Genomic DNA, 20,699 nt, shown 5'->3' with positions numbered 1-20,699 from the left:
TGCCAGGGTGCTTCATAGTATTAACTTATCGCTCCGCTCTGTTAGCGCAAAAAGACACGCCCTTTCAGATACAGGGTGGCCTGACCGCCTATGAGCACGCGGTCGCCCTTCAGCTCGCAGCGCAGATCTCCGCCACGGTGTGACACCTGGCGGGCATTGAGCGACGTTTTGCCCAGCTTTTCGCTCCAGTAAGGGATCAGCATGCTGTGGGCAGATCCGGTGACCGGGTCTTCCGGCACCCCTTCGCCCGGGCAGAAGAAGCGGCTGACGAAGTCATATTCTTCTCCCGGCGCCGTCACGCAGACCATTTTATCCAGCGGAAGTAGCGCCCCAATATCCGGCGTTAACGCTTCCACCTGCTGCTGGCTCTCCAGCACCACCAGGTAATCACGTCCGACGCGCACCTCTTTTGCCTCAGTGATGCCCAGCGCGCTAAACAGCAGCGCAGGTGGGTTCTCGACAACCTCCGTTGACCACGCCGGGAAGTTCAGCGTCAGCCAGTCGCCGCTGCGTTTCACCGTCAGCTCGCCCACGAAGCGGGTGGTGAAGGTGATTTCAGTGTGCGGATAGTCGAGGTATTCGAAAATAACGTGCGATGCGGCCAGCGTAGCATGACCGCAGAGGTTAATTTCATCCAGCGTGGTGAACCAGCGCAGCTCAAACCCGCCGTCGGTGCGCACGAAAAAGGCGGTTTCAGACTGGTTATGCTGCTGCGCCATTTTGAGCAGCGTCTCGTCAGGCAGCCACTCTTCCAGAGGACATACCGCTGCCGCGTTGCCGCCAAAGGTTTTGTCGCTGAAGGCATCCACCAGATAAAAATCAATTTCCTGCATTGTCTCTTCCTCTCTTGTTATGGGTATTTAGCGCAGAAAAACTGTGCCTTTCAGATAAAGTGAAGCCTGTCCGCTCATCAGCACGCGCGAGCCTTTCAGCTCACAGCGCACGTCGCCGCCGCGCGCGGAAACCTGACGGGCAAGCATGGCTGTTTTCCCCAGCTGTTCACCCCAGTACGGGATCAGCATCGTGTGCGCGGAGCCGGTGACCGGGTCTTCCGGAACGGAAACGCCGGGGGAGAAAAAGCGGCTGACAAAATCGTATTCCCCCTCGCCGCGCGCCGTCACGCTCACCTTATGCTCGCCCGGCGTCATCGCCGAAAAGTGTGGCGCAAGCGCCTCGACCTGCTGGCGATTTTCCAGCACGATCAGCCAGGCGCGCCCCTTACGGGCTTCAACGTAGCGGCTGATACCCAGCGCCGAGAGCATCTCCGGCGGAGGTGTCTCTTGATGGGTTGGACATGCCGGGAAGTCCAGCGTCATCCATTCCCCCTCCCGGGTTACCGTCAGGCGGCCAGAGGTGGTGTCAAAGTGGATCCGCGAGTCGGGGTAATCCAGTTCATTAAACAGAACGTACGCAGCGGCAAGGGTGGCGTGGCCGCAGAGATTGACCTCTGTAAGCGTGGTAAACCAGCGTAGCTCAATGCCCCCTTTAGTGCAGACGAAAAAAGCCGTTTCCGACTGATTATGCTGCTGCGCCATCTTCAGCAAAGTCTCATCGGGCAACCATTCCTTGAGCGGACAAACGGCAGCCGGGTTGCCGCCGAACGTGATATTGCTGAACGCATCGACCAGATAAAAATCAATCTCCTGCATTGTCTTACCGCCTGTTTTTATTGTGTTGTTCTTTTATATTCAATGAAAACAGCGTTCCCGGCTACCGCTTTCACAAGGCAAATTTTGAGATCTGCATCACATAATGGTTGAGTTTTCGCCGTTCAACGTTTTAAGATCGTCTCCTCTTCTTTTCAGCAACGAATCTCCGACATCCCTATGACAACGAACACAGTTTCCCGCAGGGTTGCGTGGCTACGCGTGGTCACGCTGGCCATTGCCGCGTTCATTTTTAACACCACAGAATTTGTGCCGGTTGGGCTGTTGTCTGACATCGCTGAAAGTTTTCAGATGGAAACGGCTCAGGTGGGCATTATGTTGACCATCTACGCCTGGGTAGTGGCGCTGATGTCCTTGCCGTTTATGCTGCTGACCAGCCAGATGGAGCGACGCAGGCTGTTGATCGGCCTGTTTGTCTTGTTTATTGCAAGCCACGTACTGTCGTTTATGGCGTGGAATTTTACGGTGCTGGTCATTAGCCGCATCGGCATTGCCTTTGCCCATGCGGTGTTCTGGTCGATCACCGCCTCGCTGGCTATTCGACTCGCACCGGCGGGTAAACGCGCCCAGGCGCTGAGCCTGATTGCCACCGGTACCGCACTGGCGATGGTGCTGGGTCTCCCGATTGGCCGCATCGTGGGGCAATACTTCGGCTGGCGTACCACCTTCTTCGCTATCGGCATGGGCGCGCTGGTGACGCTGGTGTGTCTGATTAAACTTCTGCCCGCGCTGCCGAGCGAACATTCCGGCTCGCTGAAAAGCCTGCCGCTGCTGATGCGTCGCCCTGCGCTGCTGAGTATCTACCTGCTGACCGCCATCGTCGTGACGGCACACTACACGGCGTACAGCTACATTGAACCGTTCGTGCAGGTGGTGGCGGGCTTTAGCGCCAACTTTGCCACCGTATTACTGCTGATCCTCGGCGGCGCGGGCATTATTGGCAGCGTGCTGTTCGGCAAGCTGGGTAACCGGCATGCCTCGACGCTGGTGAGCTGCGCTATTGGTCTGCTGCTGGCCTGCCTGCTGTTGCTGATGCCTGCCGCGGGCAGCGAAAGCCATCTGGCAATCCTCAGCCTGTTTTGGGGCGTGGCGATCATGATTATTGGCCTGGGCATGCAGGTGAAAGTCCTGGCCCTGGCACCGGATGCAACGGATGTCGCCATGTCGCTGTTCTCGGGAATTTTCAATCTCGGCATTGGCGCGGGTGCGCTGGTGGGAAATCAGGTCATACTGCACGTGTCGATGTCGGCGATTGGCTATCTGGGTGCCATTCCGGCACTGGTGGCGCTGATCTGGTCAGTGCTCATCTTCCGTAAGTGGCCGGTGGCGCTGGAGGAACAGGGGCAGCACGGGTAAGGTTTATTTATGCCGGGTAGCGCTGCGCTTACCCGGCAATCACATCAATGATAGGTCTTAATAATCTCCAGCACGCCGTTAATAATAAACTGCACGCCCATACAGACCAGTAAGAAGCCCATCAGACGAGAAATCGCCTCGATACCGCCCTTACCTACCCAGCGCATAATAGCGCCGGAGCTGCGCAGCGACACCCACACGATAAGACCGATAATCGCAAAAATCAGCGGCGGTGCCACCGTCAGCACCCAGTCCGGGAACGTTGCGCTGTCGCGCACCGTCGACGCGGAGCTGATGATCATCGCGATGGTACCCGGCCCCGCCGTACTGGGCATGGCAATCGGCACAAAGGCGATATTCGCACTCGGTTCGGTTTCCAGCTCTTCCGATTTGCTGGTCGCTTCCGGCGACTCATGCGCTTTTTGCGCCGGGAACAACATGCGGAAACCAATGAAGGCCACAATCAGCCCACCGGCGATACGCAGGCCAGGGATGGAAATCCCGAAGGTATTCATCACCACCTGTCCGGCGTAATAAGCCACCATCATGATGGCAAACACATACACCGAGGCCATCATCGACTGATGGTTGCGCTCGGCGCTGTTCATGTTCCCTGCCAGCCCGAGGAACAGCGCTACCGTCGTTAACGGGTTAGCCAACGGCAGCAAGACCACCAGCCCAAGGCTGATTGCTTTTATTAAATCCAACATAGTGCGTTGTCGTCCTTATCCATATTTAACACAGCAATTATAGGGGGAAAGTGTGACATTCAGCCATGGGCGCAACGTAACGATTATTTTCCTTCTGAAAAGATAACAGGAAGTTATCTCTATGATTTGAAACACCTTAAAAAAAGTTCATTAAACGTTTTAGCAATTCGTGGCATCGGCTGACTCATTCAGTTGACTTATACTTGCCTGAGCAATAATATCTGCCGTGACTAACTACTTGCCAGGGCAACCATTGTGAAAAGCACCAGTGATATCTTTAACGACGTTGTTCCGCTGGGTCGTCTTATTCATATGGTCAATCAGAAAAAAGATCGCCTGCTCAATGACTACCTGTCACCGCTGGATATCACCGCAACACAGTTCAAAGTGCTGTGTTCCATTCGCTGCGAAGTGTGTATCACGCCGGTTGAGCTCAAAAAGGTGCTCTCTGTCGATCTGGGTGCGTTAACCCGCATGCTCGATCGTCTCGTCTGCAAAGGATGGATAGAACGAAGCCCTAACCCGAATGACAAACGCGGCGTACTGGTGAAGCTAACCAGCGATGGCGCGGCCATGTGCGAGAAATGTCATCAATTAGTAGGACAAACACTGCATCAGGAACTAACAAAAAACTTAACGGCAGATGAAGTGGCAACCCTTGAGCTTCTGCTGAAGAAAATCCTGCCGTAAACAGAAAAAAGAGGTATGACGATGTCCAGACGCAATACTGACGCTATCACCATTCATAGCATTTTGGACTGGATCGAGGATAACCTGGAATCGCCGCTCTCCCTTGAAAAAGTGTCAGAGCGTTCGGGTTACTCCAAATGGCACCTGCAACGGATGTTCAAAAAAGAGACCGGCCATTCATTAGGTCAATATATTCGCAGCCGCAAGCTGACGGAAATTGCCCAGAAACTGAAAGAAAGCAACGAGCCGATCCTTTATCTGGCGGAGCGTTACGGCTTTGAATCGCAGCAAACCCTGACGCGTACTTTCAAAAACTATTTTGACGTGCCGCCTCATAAGTACCGAATCACCAGCGTGCCGGGCGAATCCCGATACCTGTATCCGTTAAAACACTGTAGTTAATTATCGCCTGTAACAGACGTAACCGAGGAAATCATGAAAGCTATCGCCTCCGCCGCCCTCGCCTTGCTGGTGCTGTTCTCCAGCCAGACCTTCGCGGAGCAAACCCCTCGTGCAACGCAGCAAAATAATCCTGATTCGATGATTTTGCCGTCAGCACATGACCAGTCGCCTTATGATTTCAACCACATGGGTGCTGGTAGCGACAAATCCGACGAATTAGGCGTGCCTTACTATAATCAGCACGGCCTCTGATTCGTTTTTGCCCCGCAGACGCGGGGCTTTTTTTATGCCTTTTCGCTTACCCGCGTCGTCCGACGCACCCGCAGACCAAACACGTTAATATACAGCCCGGCCATGATCAGCACGGCGCCAAACAGCTGCAGCGCGCTCAGCGTTTCATCCAGCAATATCGCCGCACTGGCAAGTCCTACCACCGGCACCAGCAGGGATAACGGCGCGACGCGCCAGGTTTCATAACGCCCCAGCAGCGATCCCCAGATCCCGTAGCCCACAATGGTGGCGACAAAGGCCAGATAGACAAGAGAAAGGATCGTGGTCATATCAATGTCGACAAGGCTGTTCAGCATCACCGCCGGACCGTCCAGAATGCACGACGCCAGCAGAAACGGGATAACCGGGATCAGCGCACTCCAGACCACCAGCGACATCACCGCCGGGCGCGCCTCGTGCTGCATGATCAGCTTGTTGAAGATATTCCCGCAGGCCCAGCTCAGCCCCGCCGCCAGCGTCAGCATAAACCCGAGCAGCGCCACATGCTGACCATTCAGGCTGGCCTCGATCAGCACCAGCACGCCGAACACCGCCAGGGTGATCCCCGCCAGCTGTTTGCCCTGCAGGCGCTCGCCAAACACAAACGCCCCGAGAATAATGGTAAAGAACGCCTGCGCCTGTAACACCAGCGAGGCAAGACCCGCCGGCATACCGAACTTGATGGCGCAAAAGAGAAACGCGAACTGGCCAAAGCTAATGGTCAGACCGTAGCCCAGCAGCAGTTTAAAGGGGATCTTTGGACGCGCCACAAAGAAGATGGCCGGAAAAGCGACCAGCATAAAGCGTAAACCGGCCAGCATCAGCGGCGGCATGTTGTGCAGCCCCAGCTTAATGACCACAAAATTAAGCCCCCATACTACGACCACCAGCAAAGCCAGCAGCCCGTCTTTACGCGTCATACCCTGCCCCTGAATTATTAATAATTTGTTAACACTTCAAGGTAACAGAAAAAAGCACGCTGCGAGAAGATCATTAATTCTGGCAGGCAGCTGAAGCACTTAGGGATAAATCAGGCGCTATACAAGCCCCTTATGTCATGGTAATCCTGTTAACACACATCTAATAAAAGCATAAGCAACTGTCGGGCAGGAATATGAAACCATCTCTCAGGCGCTCAACCGCAGCGCTGCTGACATCGTCATTGTTGTTAACCATCGGTAGAGGGGCAACGCTGCCGTTCATGACCATTTATCTCACGCGCGTCTACAGCATGAGCGTTGAGAATATTGGTTATGCCCTGACCGTGGCGCTGACCATTGGCGTGGTATTCAGCCTGGGATTTGGCATTCTGGCCGATAAGTTTGATAAAAAACGCTACATGCTGATCGCGATCGTGGCGTTTATCGCCGGCTTTGTGGCGATCCCGCTGGTCAATAACGTCACGCTGGTGGTGCTGTTCTTTGCGCTGATCAACTGCGCCTACTCCGTCTTTTCGACGGTGCTGAAAGCCTGGTTCTCCGACGTGCTCACCTCCAGCCAGAAGGCGCGGGTCTTCTCGCTTAACTACAGCTTCCTGAACATTGGCTGGACGATCGGCCCGCCGATTGGCACCCTGCTGGTGATGTACAGCCTGCAGCTGCCGTTCTGGCTGGCGGCCTTCTGTGCCGCCCTGCCGCTGGGCTTTATCCATTTCTTTGTACAGAAAAGCGTGGCGTTAGATACCGCAGAGGAGAAGACGCCGTGGCAGCCGTCGGTATTGCTGAAAGACCGCGCGCTGTTCTGGTACACGCTCTCTGGCCTGCTGGCGTCGTACGTGGGCGGGTCGTTCGCGAGCTGTATTTCGCAATACGTTCTGGCCGCGCATGCGGACAGTGATTTCGCCGAAAAGGTGGTCGCCGTGGTGCTGCCCGTCAACGCCGCCGTGGTGGTGACGCTGCAATATGCGCTGGGCCGCAAGATCTCAGCCAGCAATATTCGCCCGCTGATGACCCTCGCCACCCTGTTTTTTATCCTGGGGCTGGGCGGCTTTATGCTCTCCGGGGAAAACCTGGTTTACTGGGGCATCGCTGCCGCCATTTTCACGCTGGGGGAGATTATCTATGCACCGGGTGAATACATGCTGATCGACAACATTGCCCCACCGGGTATGAAGGCGAGCTATTTCTCCGCCCAGGCGCTGGGCTGGCTCGGCGCGGCGGCAAACCCGATGATCACCGGTATTATCCTGACCAATCTGCCGCACTGGTCCTTGTTTGCGATCATGATGGTCGCCATCGTCATGGCCTGGCTGATGATTCTGCGTGGGATGAGCGTGAAGGCCTGGTGCGAGTCACCCAAAGCGGCGTAGCGAATGCAGGCCGGGTAAGGCAAAGCCGCCACCCGGCAATAAAGCATCAGTGGTGCAACATCTCCTCCACCACCTGCTCTTTGTACATCTCATTCGGGTAATAGGTCGGCCAGTTATCCATCTCTTTCAGCAGTGCCTCGTGGGAGGTATTGCCCATGAAAATGTGGAAGTGCGAAGAGGCTTTCGGCCCGATGGTGTGGTCGCTGAACTGCACGAACTTCGGCGCCTTGCTAGCGGCGTCCTTACACTCAAACAGATAGCGAACGCCTTTCTTACCTGACGCGTAGGTCAGAATTTTGTAGCCGCTGTAATCATACTGACAGCGGCTGACCGCTTTGCCCTGATGGAATTCCATCACGTTATTTTCGATGCCGATGGCATCCACGTCCGTCGCATAACCCGTACGGTAGTAGGCTTTGACCTCATCAAAGGATTTGCTTTTATCCTTCTGCGCTTTCTGCTTAAAGACCGGATCCAGCGAACCATCGAGCAGGAACGGATAGACCGACTGCCAGGTCCCGTCCCAGTCAGACAATGCTCTGTCCTTCACGTCCTTATCCTCAAACACGCCGTTCGCCGCCTTCTGTTCCGCTTCGGTCATCTGATGGCCGTGCGAATGAGCAAACAGCTGGCCGCTGACCAGCAGCGCCCCCAGAGTCATGGCAAATTTTCCAATATATTCAGCCAAGATAACATCCTCATTCCGTTTTATAAGAATGAGGATGTTATAATATAACATTTCAGATCGCAACCAGGCCGCGAACGCCCTCCTGCTCCATGTTTTCACCCCGCCCGCGCTGAATAATCGTGCCGCGCGACATCAGCAGATAGCTGTCGGCCAGCTCGGCGGCAAAGTCGTAAAACTGCTCCACCAGCAGGATCGCCATGTCGCCTCTGCTTGCCAGAGTACGGATCACGTGGCCGATCTCTTTAATAACGGAAGGCTGTATGCCTTCGGTCGGTTCATCCAGGATCAGCAGCTGCGGACGGCTCGCCAGCGCGCGACCAATCGCCAGCTGCTGCTGTTGCCCGCCGGAGAGATCGCCCCCGCGACGATGCTTCATCTCTTTGAGCACCGGGAACAGCTGCCAGATCTCCTCCGGCACCTGCTTCGCCTCGCGTGCGGAAAATCGCGACAGCCCCATCAGGAGATTTTCCTCTACGCTCAGGCGCGGGAAAATCTCGCGGCCCTGCGGGACATACGCCACGCCAGACTGCACCCGCTGGTGCGGTTTGCTATGGGTGATCGTTTTTCCCTGCCAGATAACCTCCCCGGTTTTGGCCGGGATCAGCCCCATCAGACACTTCAGCAGCGTGGTTTTCCCTACGCCGTTGCGCCCCAGCAGGCAGGTGACTTCGCCGGTTACAGCCTCAAAGCTGACGCCGCGCAGGATATGGCTGCCGCCGTAATATTGATTCAGTTCATTAACCTGTAACATCATCGCTCCTTAACGTCCCAGATAGACCTCAATCACCTGCTCGTTGGCCTGCACCTCGCGAAGTGAACCTTCCGCCAGCACGCGCCCCTGATGCAGCACCGTGACGCGATCGGCGATGGTTTCGACAAAGCCCATATCGTGCTCAACAACCATCAGGGAATGCTTGCCTGCCAGCGTTTTGAACAGCTCTGCGGTGTATTCCGTTTCCGCGTCTGTCATTCCGGCTGCGGGTTCATCCAGCAGCAGCAGATGCGGGTCCTGCACCAGCAGCATGCCGATCTCCAGAAACTGCTTTTGTCCGTGGGAAAGCAGCCCGGCACGGCGGTCACGTTCGGCGGTCAGCCGAAGTAAAACCAGCATCTCATCGATCCGGTCGAGCTGCGCGCCGTTGAGTTTTGCCCGCAGGCTCGCCCAGACGGATTTATCCGTTTTCATCGCGATCTCAAGGTTTTCCCACACCGTCAGCGCTTCAAAGACCGTGGGCTTCTGGAATTTACGCCCGATGCCCTGGCGGGCGATGGCCGCAGGCTCCAGCGCGGTCAGGTCAATGGACTGATCGTAAATCGCCCTGCCGCTCTTTGGCCGCGTTTTGCCGGTTATGACGTCCATCAGCGTGGTTTTACCGGCCCCGTTGGGACCGATCACGCAGCGCAGTTCGCCTACGCCGATATTCAGCGAGAGATCGGTCAGGGCCTGAAATCCATCAAAATTAACGTTAATGGATTCAAGCTGAAGTACAGGATCAGTCTGGTCCCGGTAGCGATCGCCGGGCAGCTGGCGGGTGAATAACCCTTCGGCTGGCTGCATTATTTTTCTCCCTTACGAAACAGTCCGTAGACTCCGCGCGGTAAAAACAGCGTAACGGCGATAAAAATCAGCCCCAGAAACAGCTGCCAGTATTCCGGCATCGCGACGGTGAAGAAACTTTTCGCCCCGTTAACCAGCGCCGCGCCAATCACCGGCCCCACCAGCGTGCCGCGCCCGCCAAGCGCCACCCAGATGGCGGCCTCTATCGAGTTCGTCGGCGACATTTCGCCCGGGTTGATAATGCCCACCTGCGGGACATAGAGCGCCCCCGCCAGACCGCACAGCACGGCAGAGAGCGTCCACACCAGCAGCTTGAACCCGCGCGGATCGTAGCCGCAAAACGTCAGGCGGTTTTCGGCGTCGCGAACGGCGGTCAGAATGCGGCCAAACTTGCTCTTCGCCAGCGCAAATCCGCAGCCCAGGGCCAGGAGCAGCAACAGCACGGTCGCCAGAAACAGCGCGATACGGGTGGTCGTTTCCGTTACCGAAAACCCGAGCAGCGTGGTGAAGCCGGTAAAGCCGTTATTGCCGCCAAAGCCGGTTTCGTTGCGAAAGAACAACAGCATCCCGGCATAGGTCAGCGCCTGGGTCATGATCGAAAAATAGACCCCTTTGATCTTCGAGCGGAAGGCGAACCAGCCAAACACCAGCGCCAGCAGCCCCGGCACCAGCACAATCAGCACCAGCGCCCAGGCAAAGTGTTGGGTTCCCCACCAGAACCACGGCAGCTCGCTCCAGGAAAGAAACGACATAAACGCGGGCAGACCGTCACCCGCGGCCTGGCGCATCAGGTACATGCCCATCGCGTAGCCGCCCAGGGCGAAAAAGATGCCGTGCCCAAGAGAGAGCATCCCGGCGTAGCCCCATACCAGATCCAGCGCCACCGCAACGATGGCATAGCAGAGGATCTTGCCAGTCAGCGTCAGCATCCAGGTTGACAGCGCCAGCGGATGCGTCGCAGGCAGTAAGGCGAAAAACGGCAATATCAGCAAGCACACCACCAGCAGGCTGCCTGCAATCTGCGTAGTGCGCGGCGCTTTGCGCGCCAGCGTTAAGGTCAGCGGCTGGCTCATCAGTCAATCACCCTCCCTTTCAGCGCAAACAGCCCCTGCGGGCGTTTTTGAATAAATAGCACGATCGCCACCAGAATCACGATCTTGCCCAGCACCGCCCCCATCTGGGGTTCAAGGATTTTATTAAAAATCCCCAGACCAAACGCCGCGGCCACGCTGCCTGCCAGCTGGCCTACGCCTCCGAGCACCACCACAAGGAAGGAGTCGATGATATAGCCCTGGCCCAGCTCCGGCCCGACGTTACCGAGCTGCGATAACGCCACGCCGCCTAACCCCGCAATCCCGGAGCCAAGCCCGAACGCCAGCATATCGACGCGACCTGTCGGTACCCCGCAGCAGGCGGCCATGCTGCGGTTCTGCGTCACCGCCCGCACGTTGAGCCCCAGACGGGTTTTATTCAGAATGAGCCAGGTAAAGAACAGCACCAGCAGCACGAAGCCCAGCACCACAATACGGTTCCACGGCAGCGTCAGGTTGGCAAAAACCTGCACCCCGCCGGAGAGCCATGCCGGGTTCGCCACCTCCAGGTTCTGGGCGCCAAAGGTCATACGCACCAGCTGGATGAGCATCAGGCTGATCCCCCACGTCGCCAGCAGCGTTTCCAGCGGACGACCGTACAGATGACGGATCACCGTGCGTTCCAGCACCATTCCAATGCCCGCCGTCAGGCAGAACGCGACCGGCAAGGCGATAACGGGATAGAGCGCCAGCCACTGGGGCGCAAGCCCGGCCATCGCCTGCTGCACCATCCAGGTGGCATATGCCCCCAGCATCAGCATCTCGCCGTGCGCCATATTAATGACGCCCAGCAGGCCGTAGGTGATAGCCAGCCCCAGCGCGGCCAGCAGCAGCACCGACCCGAGGGAGAGCCCCATAAACGCCTGGCCCAGCAGATCGCCCCACATCAGCCGATGCTGGATCTGGCTAAGACTCTCTTCTGCGGCCGCGCGCACGCCGCCATCCGGCTCAGTGTCTGGCTGGGTAAACGGAGTGAGCCTGGACTGTACGTCCGGATCGTCGGACTGACCTAATAGTTCGACGGCCTTGCGGCGCACCTCTGCCTGCGGGCTTGCCAGCTGGAGGTTCGCGACCGCCAGCAGCAGCGCCTGACGCGCCACGGCGTCCGTTTCATCGCTCACACGTTTTTCCAGAAAAGCGAGCATACCGGGCTGGGCATCGCGCTGCAGCTGACGCGCAGCCGCCCGCCTCTCAGTGACACTGTCACTTACCAGCTGATGGGTGGCGATGGCGGTCGCAGCCAGCACGCGCAGCCGGTTCGTCAGACGAACGGCTTTGGTTGGCGCTTCTGCCGCACGGGCGTTCCCAAGCGACACCATTTGCCCGTTACGCTGCGCAAAGGCGTGCTTTTGACTGTCGGCATACAGGTTTTCCTTCTGCAGGGACTGAAGCAGCGGAAGCCTGGCGGCATCCGGCGCGGCGGCCCACTGCGTCAATAAATCCGCCTGCTGGCTGCGGCTGGCGGCAACAAAACGATCGGCATCCGATGCCTGCACCATCCCTGGCAGCAGTCCGGAAAGCCATACAAGAGCGATGAACATGCGCATGGCGTTCATGACGTTTCTCCCTGCGGTAATGGCTTAGTTGCTGGCGGTTTTCATCGGCTGGTCGGGCTTTTTGTCATTTCCGGCGATGAACGGGCTCCACGGCTGGGCGCGTACCGGCTGTTCCGTCTGCCACACCACGTTGAACTGGCCGTTACCTTCGATTTCACCGATCATGACCGGCTTATGCAGATGATGGTTGGTGGCATCCATGGTGAGCGTAAAGCCAGACGGCGCCTTAAAGGACTGACCGGCCATCGCCGCACGGACTTTGTCCACATCGGTTGTGCCTGCTTTTTCTACCGCCTGCGCCCACATGTGAATGCCCACGTAGGTCGCCTCCATCGGGTCGTTGGTGACCACGGTGTCGGCGTTCGGCAGCTTGTGCGCCTTCGCATAGGCTTTGTAATCCGCGACGAAGGCCTGGTTGGTCGGGTTATCCACGGACTCAAAGTAGTTCCAGGCTGCCAGGTTGCCCACCAGCGGTTTGGTGTCGATCCCGCGCAGCTCTTCTTCACCCACGGAGAACGCCACTACCGGCACATCCGTCGCCTTCAGCCCCTGGTTAGCCAGCTCTTTGTAGAACGGCACGTTGGAGTCGCCGTTGATGGTCGACACCACGGCGGTTTTGCCGCCCGCGGAGAATTTTTTGATGTTGGCGACGATGGTCTGGTAGTCGCTATGACCGAACGGGGTGTAAACCTCTTCGATATCCTTATCCTCCACCCCTTTCGAATGCAGGAACGCGCGCAGGATCTTGTTGGTGGTGCGCGGATAAACGTAGTCAGTACCCAGCAGGAAGAAGCGTTTCGCCGCGCCGCCGTCTTCGCTCATCAGGTATTCAACCGCCGGGATGGCCTGCTGGTTCGGCGCCGCGCCGGTATAGAACACGTTTGGCGACATTTCCTCGCCTTCATACTGCACCGGATAGAACAGCAGGCCGTTCAGCTCCTCAAAGACCGGCAGTACGGATTTGCGCGAAACCGAGGTCCAGCAGCCGAATACCACCGCCACTTTATCCTGGCTTAACAGCTGTCGCGCCTTCTCGGCAAACAGCGGCCAGTTTGAGGCCGGATCCACCACTACCGGCTCCAGTTTCTTGCCCAGCACGCCGCCTTTGGCGTTGATCTCATCGATGGTCATCAGGGCGACATCTTTAAGCGGGGTCTCGGAGATAGCCATCGTGCCGGAAAGAGAATGCATGATCCCCACTTTGATGGTATCGGCCGCCTGCACGCCAAAACTCATTCCCATCGCCACGACGGACGCGGATAACGCAAAGGCTTTTAATAAGGTACGACGGTGCATATTTTCACTCCTGAAAAAGAACGCTGTGCGAAAACGTCCGTTACGGCGTGGACGCGGAAATAAATGTGTCAGCGAAGCAGGAGCAAAAAGAATGCCAGAATGGAGATAGCGCTATTTCCGGGAGGGGAGCGCAGGATGTAAAGAGAACGTCTCAGAATGGCACAGCGCTGCACTTTTATAATGCAGCGCTGAGGAGGAAGGTTTTACCAGACTTCGCTGGCGATCTGCGTCACCAACCGGACTTTGTCCCACTGCTGGGTTTCGCTCAGGCTGTTGCCCTCTTCGGTCGAGGCAAAGCCGCACTGCGGGCTGAGGCAAATTTGCTCTTTCGCCACGTATTTCGCCGCCTCTTCCAGACGGGCTTTGATTCCCTCCGGGTTCTCCAGCTCGCCGTTTTTCGTGGTGATAAGACCCAGCACCACCTGCTGCTTGCCCGGGCGAACAAAGCGCAACGGCGCGAAATCCCCGCTGCGGTCGTTATCGTATTCCAGGAAGAAGGCATCAACGTTGACCGTTCCGAACAGCACTTCCGCCACCGGCTCGTAGCCGCCTTCGGAAATCCAGGTGGAGCGGAAGTTGCCGCGGCAGACGTGCAGCCCGATGGTCAGATCGTCCGGCTTGCCCTCCAGCGCCTTGTTCAGGACGCGGGCATAGATACGTGCAAGCTCATCGGCATCGTCGCCGCGCTCGCGGATCTGACGACGCTGATCGTCCGAACAGAGGTAGGCCCATACGGTATCGTCCAGCTGCAGGTAACGGCAGCCTGCATCATAGAATGCGCGAATCGCGTCGCGCCAGGTGGTCGCCAGATCGTCGAAATAGACGTTCAGGTCCGGATACACCGTCGCATCAATGTCTTTGCGACCGCCGCGGAAATGCAGCACGCTCGGGCTGGGAATGGTCATTTTTGGCTGGGCGTTACCGCTGATGCTTTTCAGATAGCGGAAATCGTCCAGCATCGGGTGCTCGCCAAAGCCCAGTTTGCCGGTGACGCGCACGCCGTGGGCTTTGGTTTGCACGCCGTTAAACTGGATGCCCTGCTGCGAATCGTAACGCTCAACGCCCTGCAGACCGTCGAAGAAGTCGAAGTGCCACCAGGCACGGCGAAACTCACCGTCGGTCACGACATGCAGGCCGCACGCGCACTGCTGCTCAACGACGTGGCGAATGGCTTCGTCCTCCACCGCGCGAAGCTGTCTCGCGTCAATCTCGCCGCTGGCAAATTGCAGGCGAGCCTGCTTGATGGCATCCGGACGTAAAAAACTGCCGACTACGTCGGCGCGGTACGGGGCGTGGTGTCGTTGCATGGAAATCTCCTCAGTCTGCCGGCAATAATTGCCCGCAGTGATAATTCATTATTTGAACTTTTAGACTTCTGGATGTCTAAATGTCCAAAAACAATGTCATACCTCCCCGGTGCCGGCAAACGAGAAAATTTCACGGGTGTTGAAAAAAATTCATCTTCACAGCGCGGCAGTGGTTTCGCTGCTGGCAAACGCGTAGCGTTCATCTTCCCAGCCGGTGATCCCACCGAGCATGATTTTGACCGGCAGCCCGAGACGCGCCAGCTTCAGCGCGGCTCTGTCCGCGCCGTTACAGTGCGGCCCCGCGCAGTAGACGACGAACAGCGTCCCTTCAGGCCATTGGGTCATGCGCTCAGCGGTCATCTGGCTCCACGGCATATGCAGAGCGCCCGGCACATGGCGACGGGCAAACTGCTCCGGGCTCCCCACCACGTGCAGCAAAACAAAGTCCTGCTCATTATTGGCGATGGCGTGATGCACATCGGCGCAGTCGGTTTCTACGCTCAGGCGACGCAGAAAATGGGTGACGGCTTCCTGCGGCTCGGCAGCCGGAAATTCAGTAACATAGCTCATGATCCTTCCTCATCTTTGGCGTTTGTGTTAACACTACTCTATCCAGAAATTCAGCACGTGAATGCGCTCGCTTATGCCAGAAAACAGCAAAAAGATGACAAACTTAAGACAAATTGCCCGCCCGCAGGTGGTGGTGCTGGCCTATGACGGCCTGTGTACCTTTGAGTTTGGCGTAGCGGTGGAGATCTTCGGTCTGCCACGTCCCGAGCTGGGCGATGAATGGTATCGTTTTGCGGTGGCGAGCGTGGATAGCGGTGAACTTCGGGCAACAGGCGGGATCCGTATCGTCACCGATGGTGATTTAAGCCTGCTTGCGTCTGCGGACCTGATTGTGGTTCCCGGCTGGCGTGGGCTGGACTCGCCGGTTCCGGACGCGCTCTGCAACGCATTACGTCAGGCCAGCGCGCGAGGATGCCAGCTGCTGTCCATCTGTTCGGGCGTATTTGTGCTGGCCGCTACGGGGCTGCTCAACGGGTGCAAAGCCACAACGCACTGGCGCTACATTGAGACGCTTAAAGCCCGCTACCCTGACATCGACGTGGTTGAGGATGTGCTCTACCAGGACGAAGGCGATATCCTGACTTCTGCAGGCAGCGCGGCGGGGATCGATCTCTGCCTTCACGTTGTACGAAGGGATTATGGAATGGAAACCGCTAACAGCGTGGCGCGGCGGCTGGTCATTCCTCCTCACCGGGATGGCTCTCAGCCGCAACAGCTGAGCCGCCCGGTGGCGCAGCTGCGGGAAAGCCAGCGCCTCGGCCAGCTGTTTGATTTTCTGCATACGCATCTTACCGAGCCGCACAGCGTCGACTCGCTGGCGCGTCGTGTCGGTATGAGTCAGCGCACGTTTCTTCGTCGCTTCGAGGCGGCAACAGGAACGACGCCTGCCCGCTGGTTACTCAATGAGCGCCTGCTGCGGGCGAAAGATTATCTGGAAAGCAGTCGTTTAAGTATCGACAGCATCGCGGAACAGACCGGGTTTGGCCAGGCATCGACGCTGCGTCATCACTTTCGCCAGCAGTTCGCGATTTCCCCGGCCCAGTACCGCAAACAATTTTCTCATTCCGCTACAGCCCGCTGAGGCGTCAGTCTTTTGGTTTCGCAGGAATACGGAGAACCTTATGGTCACTACACACGTTTTTATCGCAACCAGTCTTGATGGTTACATCGCCCGACACAATGATGATATCGACTGGCTCCTGCAGCGCGATGACCCGACTGAAGATCATGGCTATGCGGCGTTCATCGCTGACAAAGAGTGGATAGTGATGGGCCGAGGCAGCTATGAGAAAGTATTGACCTTTGATGCATGGCCTTATGACCGGCCCGTGCTGGTGCTCTCCAGACAGCTGGCCGACACGCCCGTGCCCGACGCGCTGAAGGGGAAAGTGCAGTTTTCCGGCCGCACGCCAAAGGAGGTGCTCGACTACCTGGCGTTGCAGAACGTCCATCGCGTCTATCTCGATGGTGGGCAGGTGATACAGTCGTTCCTGCGAGAAGGACTGGTGGCCGATATGGTGATCACAACCGTTCCTGTCCTGCTCGGTTCGGGAAAATCGCTGTTTGGCGCCCTGCCAGAGGATATCGATTTGACGCTGGTATCCAGCCGTAGCTTCCCTTCGGGTCTGGTACAGTCGCACTATCGACTGCTATCATAAAAAGACGGTAAACACTGCGCAAAAAAACCGCCAAAAAATGGCGGTAAATGCTTGCATGGATAGATTTGTATTTTGGTCTCTACGTCCCGACACTCCATGGCCGGGCTGCGGATCCCATACAACCTAACACCCGTTGTCTTAACGAAGGTTAAACAGTCTTATTAACCTGCATGAGTATTGATCTGCAAATAACGCATAAGGCCCTGTTCAGCGCTCTGTTTTGCGTCATCATTTATGGCTTCAAGATAAAATGACCGCGCCACTCCATAAGGTGCTTTATCAGAGGGGTACGCCGCAAACTGGAATGTTTTTCCTATCGTCTGCTGGGTGCAGTCTAATTCCCAACGCACATCGTTAATTTTTTTACTGTTACAGGTTACGGCTCCATAATCGCTGGTCAAATAGGAACTAACGCGAATTTCTGCCGATTGTATATATTCTGGTTTGTTATCACCAGCATAACGAATCCCTGCAACGGCCCCAACAGCAACCGCCAGAAGCGCAAGCGCAATTATTTTTTTCATTTATTAACGACCCGTTCCTTAGCCAGAGATTAACTATTATATAAGATTTATCCTTAATGCAAATATCCGATTATGGACCAGAAATGGCAATTTACAAACATTCATGACTTTTTAGGAAATGTCCTGGACAATTTTCCGGACACACAATATTTGACAATCTCTTTTCACGAGTTTGAATTATTAAATAATAACACTAAAAAATAATCGGCATGATTACCCCGCAATGTCATTCGGCGGCGATCTCATGATTAAAAAAGGCTTATCTCTCGTCATGCTTATCTGTGCACTCTTTTCAGGCCAGCTTATGGCCGGGCACAAAGGACACGAATATTTATGGGTCAAGAATGTGGCGCATCAGCTTCGTCATGAAGCCGACAGCGATGAGTTACGAAGCGCTGCGGAAGAGTCGGCGGAGGGTTTGCGCGAACACCACCTGTGGCAGAAATCGCGCAAACCGGATACCCACGTTCGGTAATTAACTGCCCTTGCGTTTAGGCAGAGTTTTCATCAGATCGTCCGGACTGACGGACGCCACAATACTGCCCGGCTGCGGCATTTTGAAGATGTGGTTTTTCATCTTGCCAATCACATGCATTTCGCAAGGACGGCAGTCGAACTTGAGAGTCAGAACTTCATCACCGTTTACAAGCTGCATGGGGGTTGCCTTCCAGCTCTTAATATTCCCTTTCGCCTGCTTAGGGCAAAGGTTAAACGCAAAGCGCAGGCAGTGCTTGGTGATCATCACCGGCACATCGCCCTTCTCTTCATGCGCTTCATAAGCCGCGTCGATCAGCTGCACGCCGTGGCGATGATAGAATTCACGCGCTTTATGGTTATAAACGTTGGCCAGGAAGGATAAATGTGTCTCCGGGTATACGGGTGCAGGTACGGCTTCCGCTTTACGGCTAGCGCGCGGATACTGCGCCAGGCGCGCGGCATCCAGCATCTCTGCCGTTTCACGACGGAACTGGTTAAGCAGGCTGTTCGGCACGAACAGAGCATCCGGCAGACTGACCTCAACGTTGCGGGCGTAGTAAATCGTCTGGCCAAGCTTCGCCACCCCATCCTTCAGGCTGTTGAGCGCTTTTTCCGCGTTGTTTGCCACCTCGAACAGGCCATCGAGCGTATGCGTTACGCTGATGCCGTCTTCACAGGTCATGGTCAGAATCAGCTGCTCTTCCCAACCGCCCAGCTCAATGTCCACCGCGATACGACGTTCGCTGGAGGTTTTCAGCAGCGCCTGCTGCCAGTTATGATCGAGGTTACGGTTAAGCGCCGCGTTTGGTCGCGCCTTGTAGAGATCGTCCGGCATTTCATTCGGCCAGACGCGGTAGCGGTTCTCGCCGGTTTTCTCGACCGTATTGGCGCGGAAGCCCACGACCTCACGCTTAATCATCACGTTAAGGCCATCGCCGTTCGCCAGCGGTTCCGTTACCTGGACATCAAGGTGATCTTTCGCCACTTTCAGCACTTCACCCACCGGTAAACCGATAAACTTCGGTGAGTCAAACGCGCCGATATCCCCTTTACGGGCATTAACGAAATAGTCCGTGCTGCCACGGTGGAACGTTTTGTCCGTCGACGGAACAAAAAAATGCTCGGTGCGCCCGGCGGACGCGCGTGCCAGGTCACCGCGATCTTCGATAATGGCGTCGAGCATCTGGCGATAGTGCGCGGTGATGTTCTTCACGTAGCTCATATCTTTGTAGCGCCCTTCAATCTTGAAGGAACGCACGCCCGCGTCGATCAGCGCGCCCAGGTTGGCCGTCTGATCGTTATCCTTCATGGAGAGCAGGTGTTTTTCGAACGCCACGACGCGGCCCTGATCGTCTTTCAGGGTATACGGCAGACGGCAGGCTTGAGAGCAGTCGCCGCGATTGGCGCTGCGGCCCGTCTGCGCGTGGGAAATATTACACTGACCGGAATAGGCGACGCACAGCGCGCCGTGGATAAAGAATTCAATCGTCGCGTCTGTCGCCTTGTGAATATCGCGGATCTGATTCAGGTTCAGCTCACGCGCCAGAACGATCTGCGAAAAGCCGACGTCAGAGAGAAACTTCGCCTTCTCTACCGTGCGGATATCACACTGGGTACTGGCATGCAGTTCAATGGGGGGAATATCCAGCTCCAGCACGCCCATATCCTGAACAATCAGGGCATCCACCCCGGCCTGGTAGAGATCGGTAATCAGACGTTGCGCAGGCTCCAGCTCATCATCATGAAGAATGGTGTTCAGGGTCACGAACACTTTCGCCCCGAAACGGTGGGCGAACGGCACCAGTTCAGCAATATCGCTCAGGCTGTTACTGGCGTTATGGCGGGCACCGAAGCCTGGGCCACCAATGTAGACGGCATCTGCGCCATGAAGGATCGCTTCACGGGCAATGGCGGCGTCGCGGGCCGGGCTTAAAAGTTCAAGATGATGGGATTGCAGGCGCATACTTCGTCGTTATCCGTTATGGTCAAAATGGCGGCTATTGTAGTCAGAAGTATGCGTCAGCGAAACAGTTTTGCGCAGCGTCAGCGGGGATAATGGATCAGGGAGTGAAAATGCACCGTCCGGTCGCTGCTGTTGCGGTAGGCGTGCGGTTTATCGCCTGCGAAACGGATGCCCGAATCGGCAGAAATCATCTGCCATTTGCCGCCAAGCTTCATCTCCAGCTCGCCGCTTATTACGACGACATGTTCAATTACTCCGGCCTCATGCGGCGTGGATTCGCTCAGCGCGCCGGGTGCCAGCGTGATGGAGAAATAATCAAACCCGAGCGTCTCGTCCCACGGAAAGAGCGGCTTGACGACCATCGCCTGCTGCTGGGGGTCAAATACCGCCTGCCGGTCCGCCTCTGGGGTGATGAACGCGGAAAACGGCACGTTCAGCCCGGTGGCAATTTTCCACAGCGTCGACACCGTCGGGCTGGATTCATTGCGCTCGATTTGCCCGAGCATGGCTTTTGACACGCCGGTCTCGTCCGCGAGCTTCGACAAACTCCAGCCGCGCGCCTGGCGCAGCGTTTTCAGCGTTGTTGCAAGGTGTAGTGTGATATCCAT

At 56.6% G+C, this 20,699-nt stretch carries 23 protein-coding genes; 8 read left to right on the top strand and 15 right to left on the bottom strand.

Annotated elements, in window-relative coordinates:
* Positions 1-41 precede the first annotated feature (41 nt).
* Together FOY93_RS11235 and FOY93_RS11230 are read right to left on the bottom strand one after the other, a co-directional pair.
* Positions 42-833, bottom strand: coding sequence for a PhzF family phenazine biosynthesis protein (locus FOY93_RS11235; RefSeq protein ID WP_111964605.1), 792 nt, complete (start codon positions 831-833; stop codon positions 42-44).
* A gap of 27 nt (positions 834-860) precedes the next feature.
* Positions 861-1,649: a PhzF family phenazine biosynthesis protein gene (locus FOY93_RS11230; protein ID WP_143345110.1), complete on the bottom strand. Its 789-nt coding sequence runs from the start codon at positions 1,647-1,649 to the stop codon at positions 861-863.
* A gap of 177 nt (positions 1,650-1,826) precedes the next feature.
* Between FOY93_RS11230 and FOY93_RS11225 the strand changes: the two genes are divergently transcribed.
* A complete protein-coding gene (locus FOY93_RS11225) occupies positions 1,827-3,023 on the top strand; it encodes a sugar transporter (RefSeq protein ID WP_133294408.1) in 1,197 nt (398 codons plus the stop codon).
* A gap of 44 nt (positions 3,024-3,067) precedes the next feature.
* Here the strand turns inward: FOY93_RS11225 and FOY93_RS11220 are convergent, their stop codons facing one another.
* Positions 3,068-3,733 carry a MarC family NAAT transporter gene (locus tag FOY93_RS11220; protein ID WP_032651801.1) on the bottom strand — a complete coding sequence of 222 codons (666 nt, stop codon included), beginning with the start codon at positions 3,731-3,733 and terminating at the stop codon, positions 3,068-3,070.
* Positions 3,734-3,988: 255 nt separating this feature from the next.
* Here FOY93_RS11220 and marR point away from each other — a divergent pair, with 255 nt between their 5' ends.
* Genes marR through marB form a run of 3 tightly spaced genes read left to right on the top strand, consistent with a single transcriptional unit; the run spans position 3,989 to position 5,077 of the window.
* Complete coding sequence (gene marR, locus FOY93_RS11215; protein ID WP_111964608.1) at positions 3,989-4,423, top strand: multiple antibiotic resistance transcriptional regulator MarR; 435 nt, start codon at positions 3,989-3,991, stop codon at positions 4,421-4,423.
* Between the two features lie 21 nt (positions 4,424-4,444).
* The gene (gene marA / locus FOY93_RS11210) at positions 4,445-4,825 is read left to right on the top strand and encodes an MDR efflux pump AcrAB transcriptional activator MarA (protein WP_008502237.1); all 381 of its coding nucleotides are present in this window, start codon (positions 4,445-4,447) and stop codon (positions 4,823-4,825) included.
* A 33-nt stretch (positions 4,826-4,858) separates the two neighbouring features.
* Positions 4,859-5,077 carry a multiple antibiotic resistance protein MarB gene (gene marB / locus FOY93_RS11205; RefSeq protein ID WP_111964609.1) on the top strand — a complete coding sequence of 73 codons (219 nt, stop codon included), beginning with the start codon at positions 4,859-4,861 and terminating at the stop codon, positions 5,075-5,077.
* Positions 5,078-5,109: 32 nt separating this feature from the next.
* Here marB and eamA read toward each other — a convergent pair whose 3' ends face one another.
* On the bottom strand, positions 5,110-6,015 hold the full coding sequence (gene eamA / locus FOY93_RS11200) for an O-acetylserine/cysteine exporter (protein WP_111964610.1): 906 nt from the start codon (positions 6,013-6,015) through the stop codon (positions 5,110-5,112).
* A 194-nt stretch (positions 6,016-6,209) separates the two neighbouring features.
* Between eamA and ydeE the strand changes: the two genes are divergently transcribed.
* Positions 6,210-7,403 carry an efflux MFS transporter YdeE gene (gene ydeE / locus FOY93_RS11195; RefSeq protein ID WP_143345109.1) on the top strand — a complete coding sequence of 398 codons (1,194 nt, stop codon included), beginning with the start codon at positions 6,210-6,212 and terminating at the stop codon, positions 7,401-7,403.
* A 46-nt stretch (positions 7,404-7,449) separates the two neighbouring features.
* Here ydeE and zinT read toward each other — a convergent pair whose 3' ends face one another.
* From zinT to FOY93_RS11155, 8 genes are all read right to left on the bottom strand, one after another.
* On the bottom strand, positions 7,450-8,091 hold the full coding sequence (gene zinT / locus FOY93_RS11190) for a metal-binding protein ZinT (protein ID WP_143345108.1): 642 nt from the start codon (positions 8,089-8,091) through the stop codon (positions 7,450-7,452).
* 52 nt (positions 8,092-8,143) lie between these two features.
* Positions 8,144-8,842: an urea ABC transporter ATP-binding subunit UrtE gene (gene urtE / locus FOY93_RS11185; RefSeq protein WP_111964612.1), complete on the bottom strand. Its 699-nt coding sequence runs from the start codon at positions 8,840-8,842 to the stop codon at positions 8,144-8,146.
* A 9-nt stretch (positions 8,843-8,851) separates the two neighbouring features.
* A complete protein-coding gene (gene urtD / locus FOY93_RS11180; protein ID WP_133294404.1) occupies positions 8,852-9,649 on the bottom strand; it encodes an urea ABC transporter ATP-binding protein UrtD in 798 nt (265 codons plus the stop codon).
* Entirely contained in the window at positions 9,649-10,722 is a 1,074-nt protein-coding gene (gene urtC / locus FOY93_RS11175) for an urea ABC transporter permease subunit UrtC (RefSeq protein ID WP_136194855.1), read from the bottom strand. The genes urtD and urtC overlap by 1 nt, the downstream gene beginning before the upstream one ends.
* Entirely contained in the window at positions 10,722-12,296 is a 1,575-nt protein-coding gene (gene urtB, locus FOY93_RS11170; protein ID WP_136194854.1) for an urea ABC transporter permease subunit UrtB, read from the bottom strand. The genes urtC and urtB overlap by 1 nt, the downstream gene beginning before the upstream one ends.
* A 24-nt stretch (positions 12,297-12,320) precedes the next feature.
* Complete coding sequence (gene urtA, locus FOY93_RS11165; protein ID WP_047958573.1) at positions 12,321-13,592, bottom strand: urea ABC transporter substrate-binding protein; 1,272 nt, start codon at positions 13,590-13,592, stop codon at positions 12,321-12,323.
* 203 nt (positions 13,593-13,795) lie between these two features.
* Positions 13,796-14,899, bottom strand: coding sequence for a cobalamin-independent methionine synthase II family protein (locus FOY93_RS11160; protein ID WP_111964617.1), 1,104 nt, complete (start codon positions 14,897-14,899; stop codon positions 13,796-13,798).
* Between the two features lie 156 nt (positions 14,900-15,055).
* Positions 15,056-15,469 carry a rhodanese-like domain-containing protein gene (locus FOY93_RS11155; RefSeq protein WP_111964618.1) on the bottom strand — a complete coding sequence of 138 codons (414 nt, stop codon included), beginning with the start codon at positions 15,467-15,469 and terminating at the stop codon, positions 15,056-15,058.
* 73 nt (positions 15,470-15,542) lie between these two features.
* Between FOY93_RS11155 and ftrA the strand changes: the two genes are divergently transcribed.
* Positions 15,543-16,550 (top strand): transcriptional regulator FtrA, encoded by a 1,008-nt coding sequence (gene ftrA, locus FOY93_RS11150; RefSeq protein ID WP_136194853.1) that lies wholly within the window; start codon positions 15,543-15,545, stop codon positions 16,548-16,550.
* A 40-nt stretch (positions 16,551-16,590) separates the two neighbouring features.
* Positions 16,591-17,127 (top strand): dihydrofolate reductase family protein, encoded by a 537-nt coding sequence (locus FOY93_RS11145; RefSeq protein ID WP_136194852.1) that lies wholly within the window; start codon positions 16,591-16,593, stop codon positions 17,125-17,127.
* A 161-nt stretch (positions 17,128-17,288) separates the two neighbouring features.
* Here the strand turns inward: FOY93_RS11145 and FOY93_RS11140 are convergent, their stop codons facing one another.
* Complete coding sequence (locus FOY93_RS11140) at positions 17,289-17,651, bottom strand: hypothetical protein (protein WP_133294399.1); 363 nt, start codon at positions 17,649-17,651, stop codon at positions 17,289-17,291.
* A gap of 244 nt (positions 17,652-17,895) precedes the next feature.
* Between FOY93_RS11140 and FOY93_RS11135 the strand changes: the two genes are divergently transcribed.
* Complete coding sequence (locus tag FOY93_RS11135) at positions 17,896-18,126, top strand: DUF2554 family protein (protein WP_115876065.1); 231 nt, start codon at positions 17,896-17,898, stop codon at positions 18,124-18,126.
* On the opposite strand, the gene FOY93_RS11130 is transcribed toward FOY93_RS11135, so the two are convergent.
* Positions 18,127-20,091, bottom strand: coding sequence for a peptidase U32 family protein (locus FOY93_RS11130; RefSeq protein WP_143345107.1), 1,965 nt, complete (start codon positions 20,089-20,091; stop codon positions 18,127-18,129).
* Between the two features lie 80 nt (positions 20,092-20,171).
* Positions 20,172-20,699 carry a helix-turn-helix domain-containing protein gene (locus FOY93_RS11125; RefSeq protein WP_133294397.1) on the bottom strand — a complete coding sequence of 176 codons (528 nt, stop codon included), beginning with the start codon at positions 20,697-20,699 and terminating at the stop codon, positions 20,172-20,174.

Source organism: Enterobacter sp. 18A13 (genome assembly GCF_007035975.1).
Lineage (GTDB): Bacteria > Pseudomonadota > Gammaproteobacteria > Enterobacterales > Enterobacteriaceae > Enterobacter > Enterobacter vonholyi.
This window is presented reverse-complemented; position numbering and strand designations above follow the sequence as displayed.

Excerpts from the sequence above, each read along its gene's own strand:
- FOY93_RS11235 (WP_111964605.1), bottom strand. The coding sequence starts at position 833 with ATGCAGGAAATTGATTTTTATCTGGTGGATGCCTTCAGCGACAAAACC.
- FOY93_RS11230 (WP_143345110.1), bottom strand. The coding sequence starts at position 1,649 with ATGCAGGAGATTGATTTTTATCTGGTCGATGCGTTCAGCAATATCACG.
- FOY93_RS11225 (WP_133294408.1), top strand. The coding sequence starts at position 1,827 with ATGACAACGAACACAGTTTCCCGCAGGGTTGCGTGGCTACGCGTGGTC.
- FOY93_RS11220 (WP_032651801.1), bottom strand. The coding sequence starts at position 3,733 with ATGTTGGATTTAATAAAAGCAATCAGCCTTGGGCTGGTGGTCTTGCTG.
- marA (WP_008502237.1), top strand. The coding sequence starts at position 4,445 with ATGTCCAGACGCAATACTGACGCTATCACCATTCATAGCATTTTGGAC.
- marB (WP_111964609.1), top strand. The coding sequence starts at position 4,859 with ATGAAAGCTATCGCCTCCGCCGCCCTCGCCTTGCTGGTGCTGTTCTCC.
- eamA (WP_111964610.1), bottom strand. The coding sequence starts at position 6,015 with ATGACGCGTAAAGACGGGCTGCTGGCTTTGCTGGTGGTCGTAGTATGG.
- ydeE (WP_143345109.1), top strand. The coding sequence starts at position 6,210 with ATGAAACCATCTCTCAGGCGCTCAACCGCAGCGCTGCTGACATCGTCA.
- urtE (WP_111964612.1), bottom strand. The coding sequence starts at position 8,842 with ATGTTACAGGTTAATGAACTGAATCAATATTACGGCGGCAGCCATATC.
- urtD (WP_133294404.1), bottom strand. The coding sequence starts at position 9,649 with ATGCAGCCAGCCGAAGGGTTATTCACCCGCCAGCTGCCCGGCGATCGC.
- urtC (WP_136194855.1), bottom strand. The coding sequence starts at position 10,722 with ATGAGCCAGCCGCTGACCTTAACGCTGGCGCGCAAAGCGCCGCGCACT.
- urtB (WP_136194854.1), bottom strand. The coding sequence starts at position 12,296 with ATGAACGCCATGCGCATGTTCATCGCTCTTGTATGGCTTTCCGGACTG.
- urtA (WP_047958573.1), bottom strand. The coding sequence starts at position 13,592 with ATGCACCGTCGTACCTTATTAAAAGCCTTTGCGTTATCCGCGTCCGTC.
- FOY93_RS11160 (WP_111964617.1), bottom strand. The coding sequence starts at position 14,899 with ATGCAACGACACCACGCCCCGTACCGCGCCGACGTAGTCGGCAGTTTT.
- FOY93_RS11155 (WP_111964618.1), bottom strand. The coding sequence starts at position 15,469 with ATGAGCTATGTTACTGAATTTCCGGCTGCCGAGCCGCAGGAAGCCGTC.
- ftrA (WP_136194853.1), top strand. The coding sequence starts at position 15,543 with ATGCCAGAAAACAGCAAAAAGATGACAAACTTAAGACAAATTGCCCGC.
- FOY93_RS11145 (WP_136194852.1), top strand. The coding sequence starts at position 16,591 with ATGGTCACTACACACGTTTTTATCGCAACCAGTCTTGATGGTTACATC.
- FOY93_RS11140 (WP_133294399.1), bottom strand. The coding sequence starts at position 17,651 with ATGAAAAAAATAATTGCGCTTGCGCTTCTGGCGGTTGCTGTTGGGGCC.
- FOY93_RS11135 (WP_115876065.1), top strand. The coding sequence starts at position 17,896 with ATGATTAAAAAAGGCTTATCTCTCGTCATGCTTATCTGTGCACTCTTT.
- FOY93_RS11130 (WP_143345107.1), bottom strand. The coding sequence starts at position 20,091 with ATGCGCCTGCAATCCCATCATCTTGAACTTTTAAGCCCGGCCCGCGAC.
- FOY93_RS11125 (WP_133294397.1), bottom strand. The coding sequence starts at position 20,699 with ATGGATATCACACTACACCTTGCAACAACGCTGAAAACGCTGCGCCAG.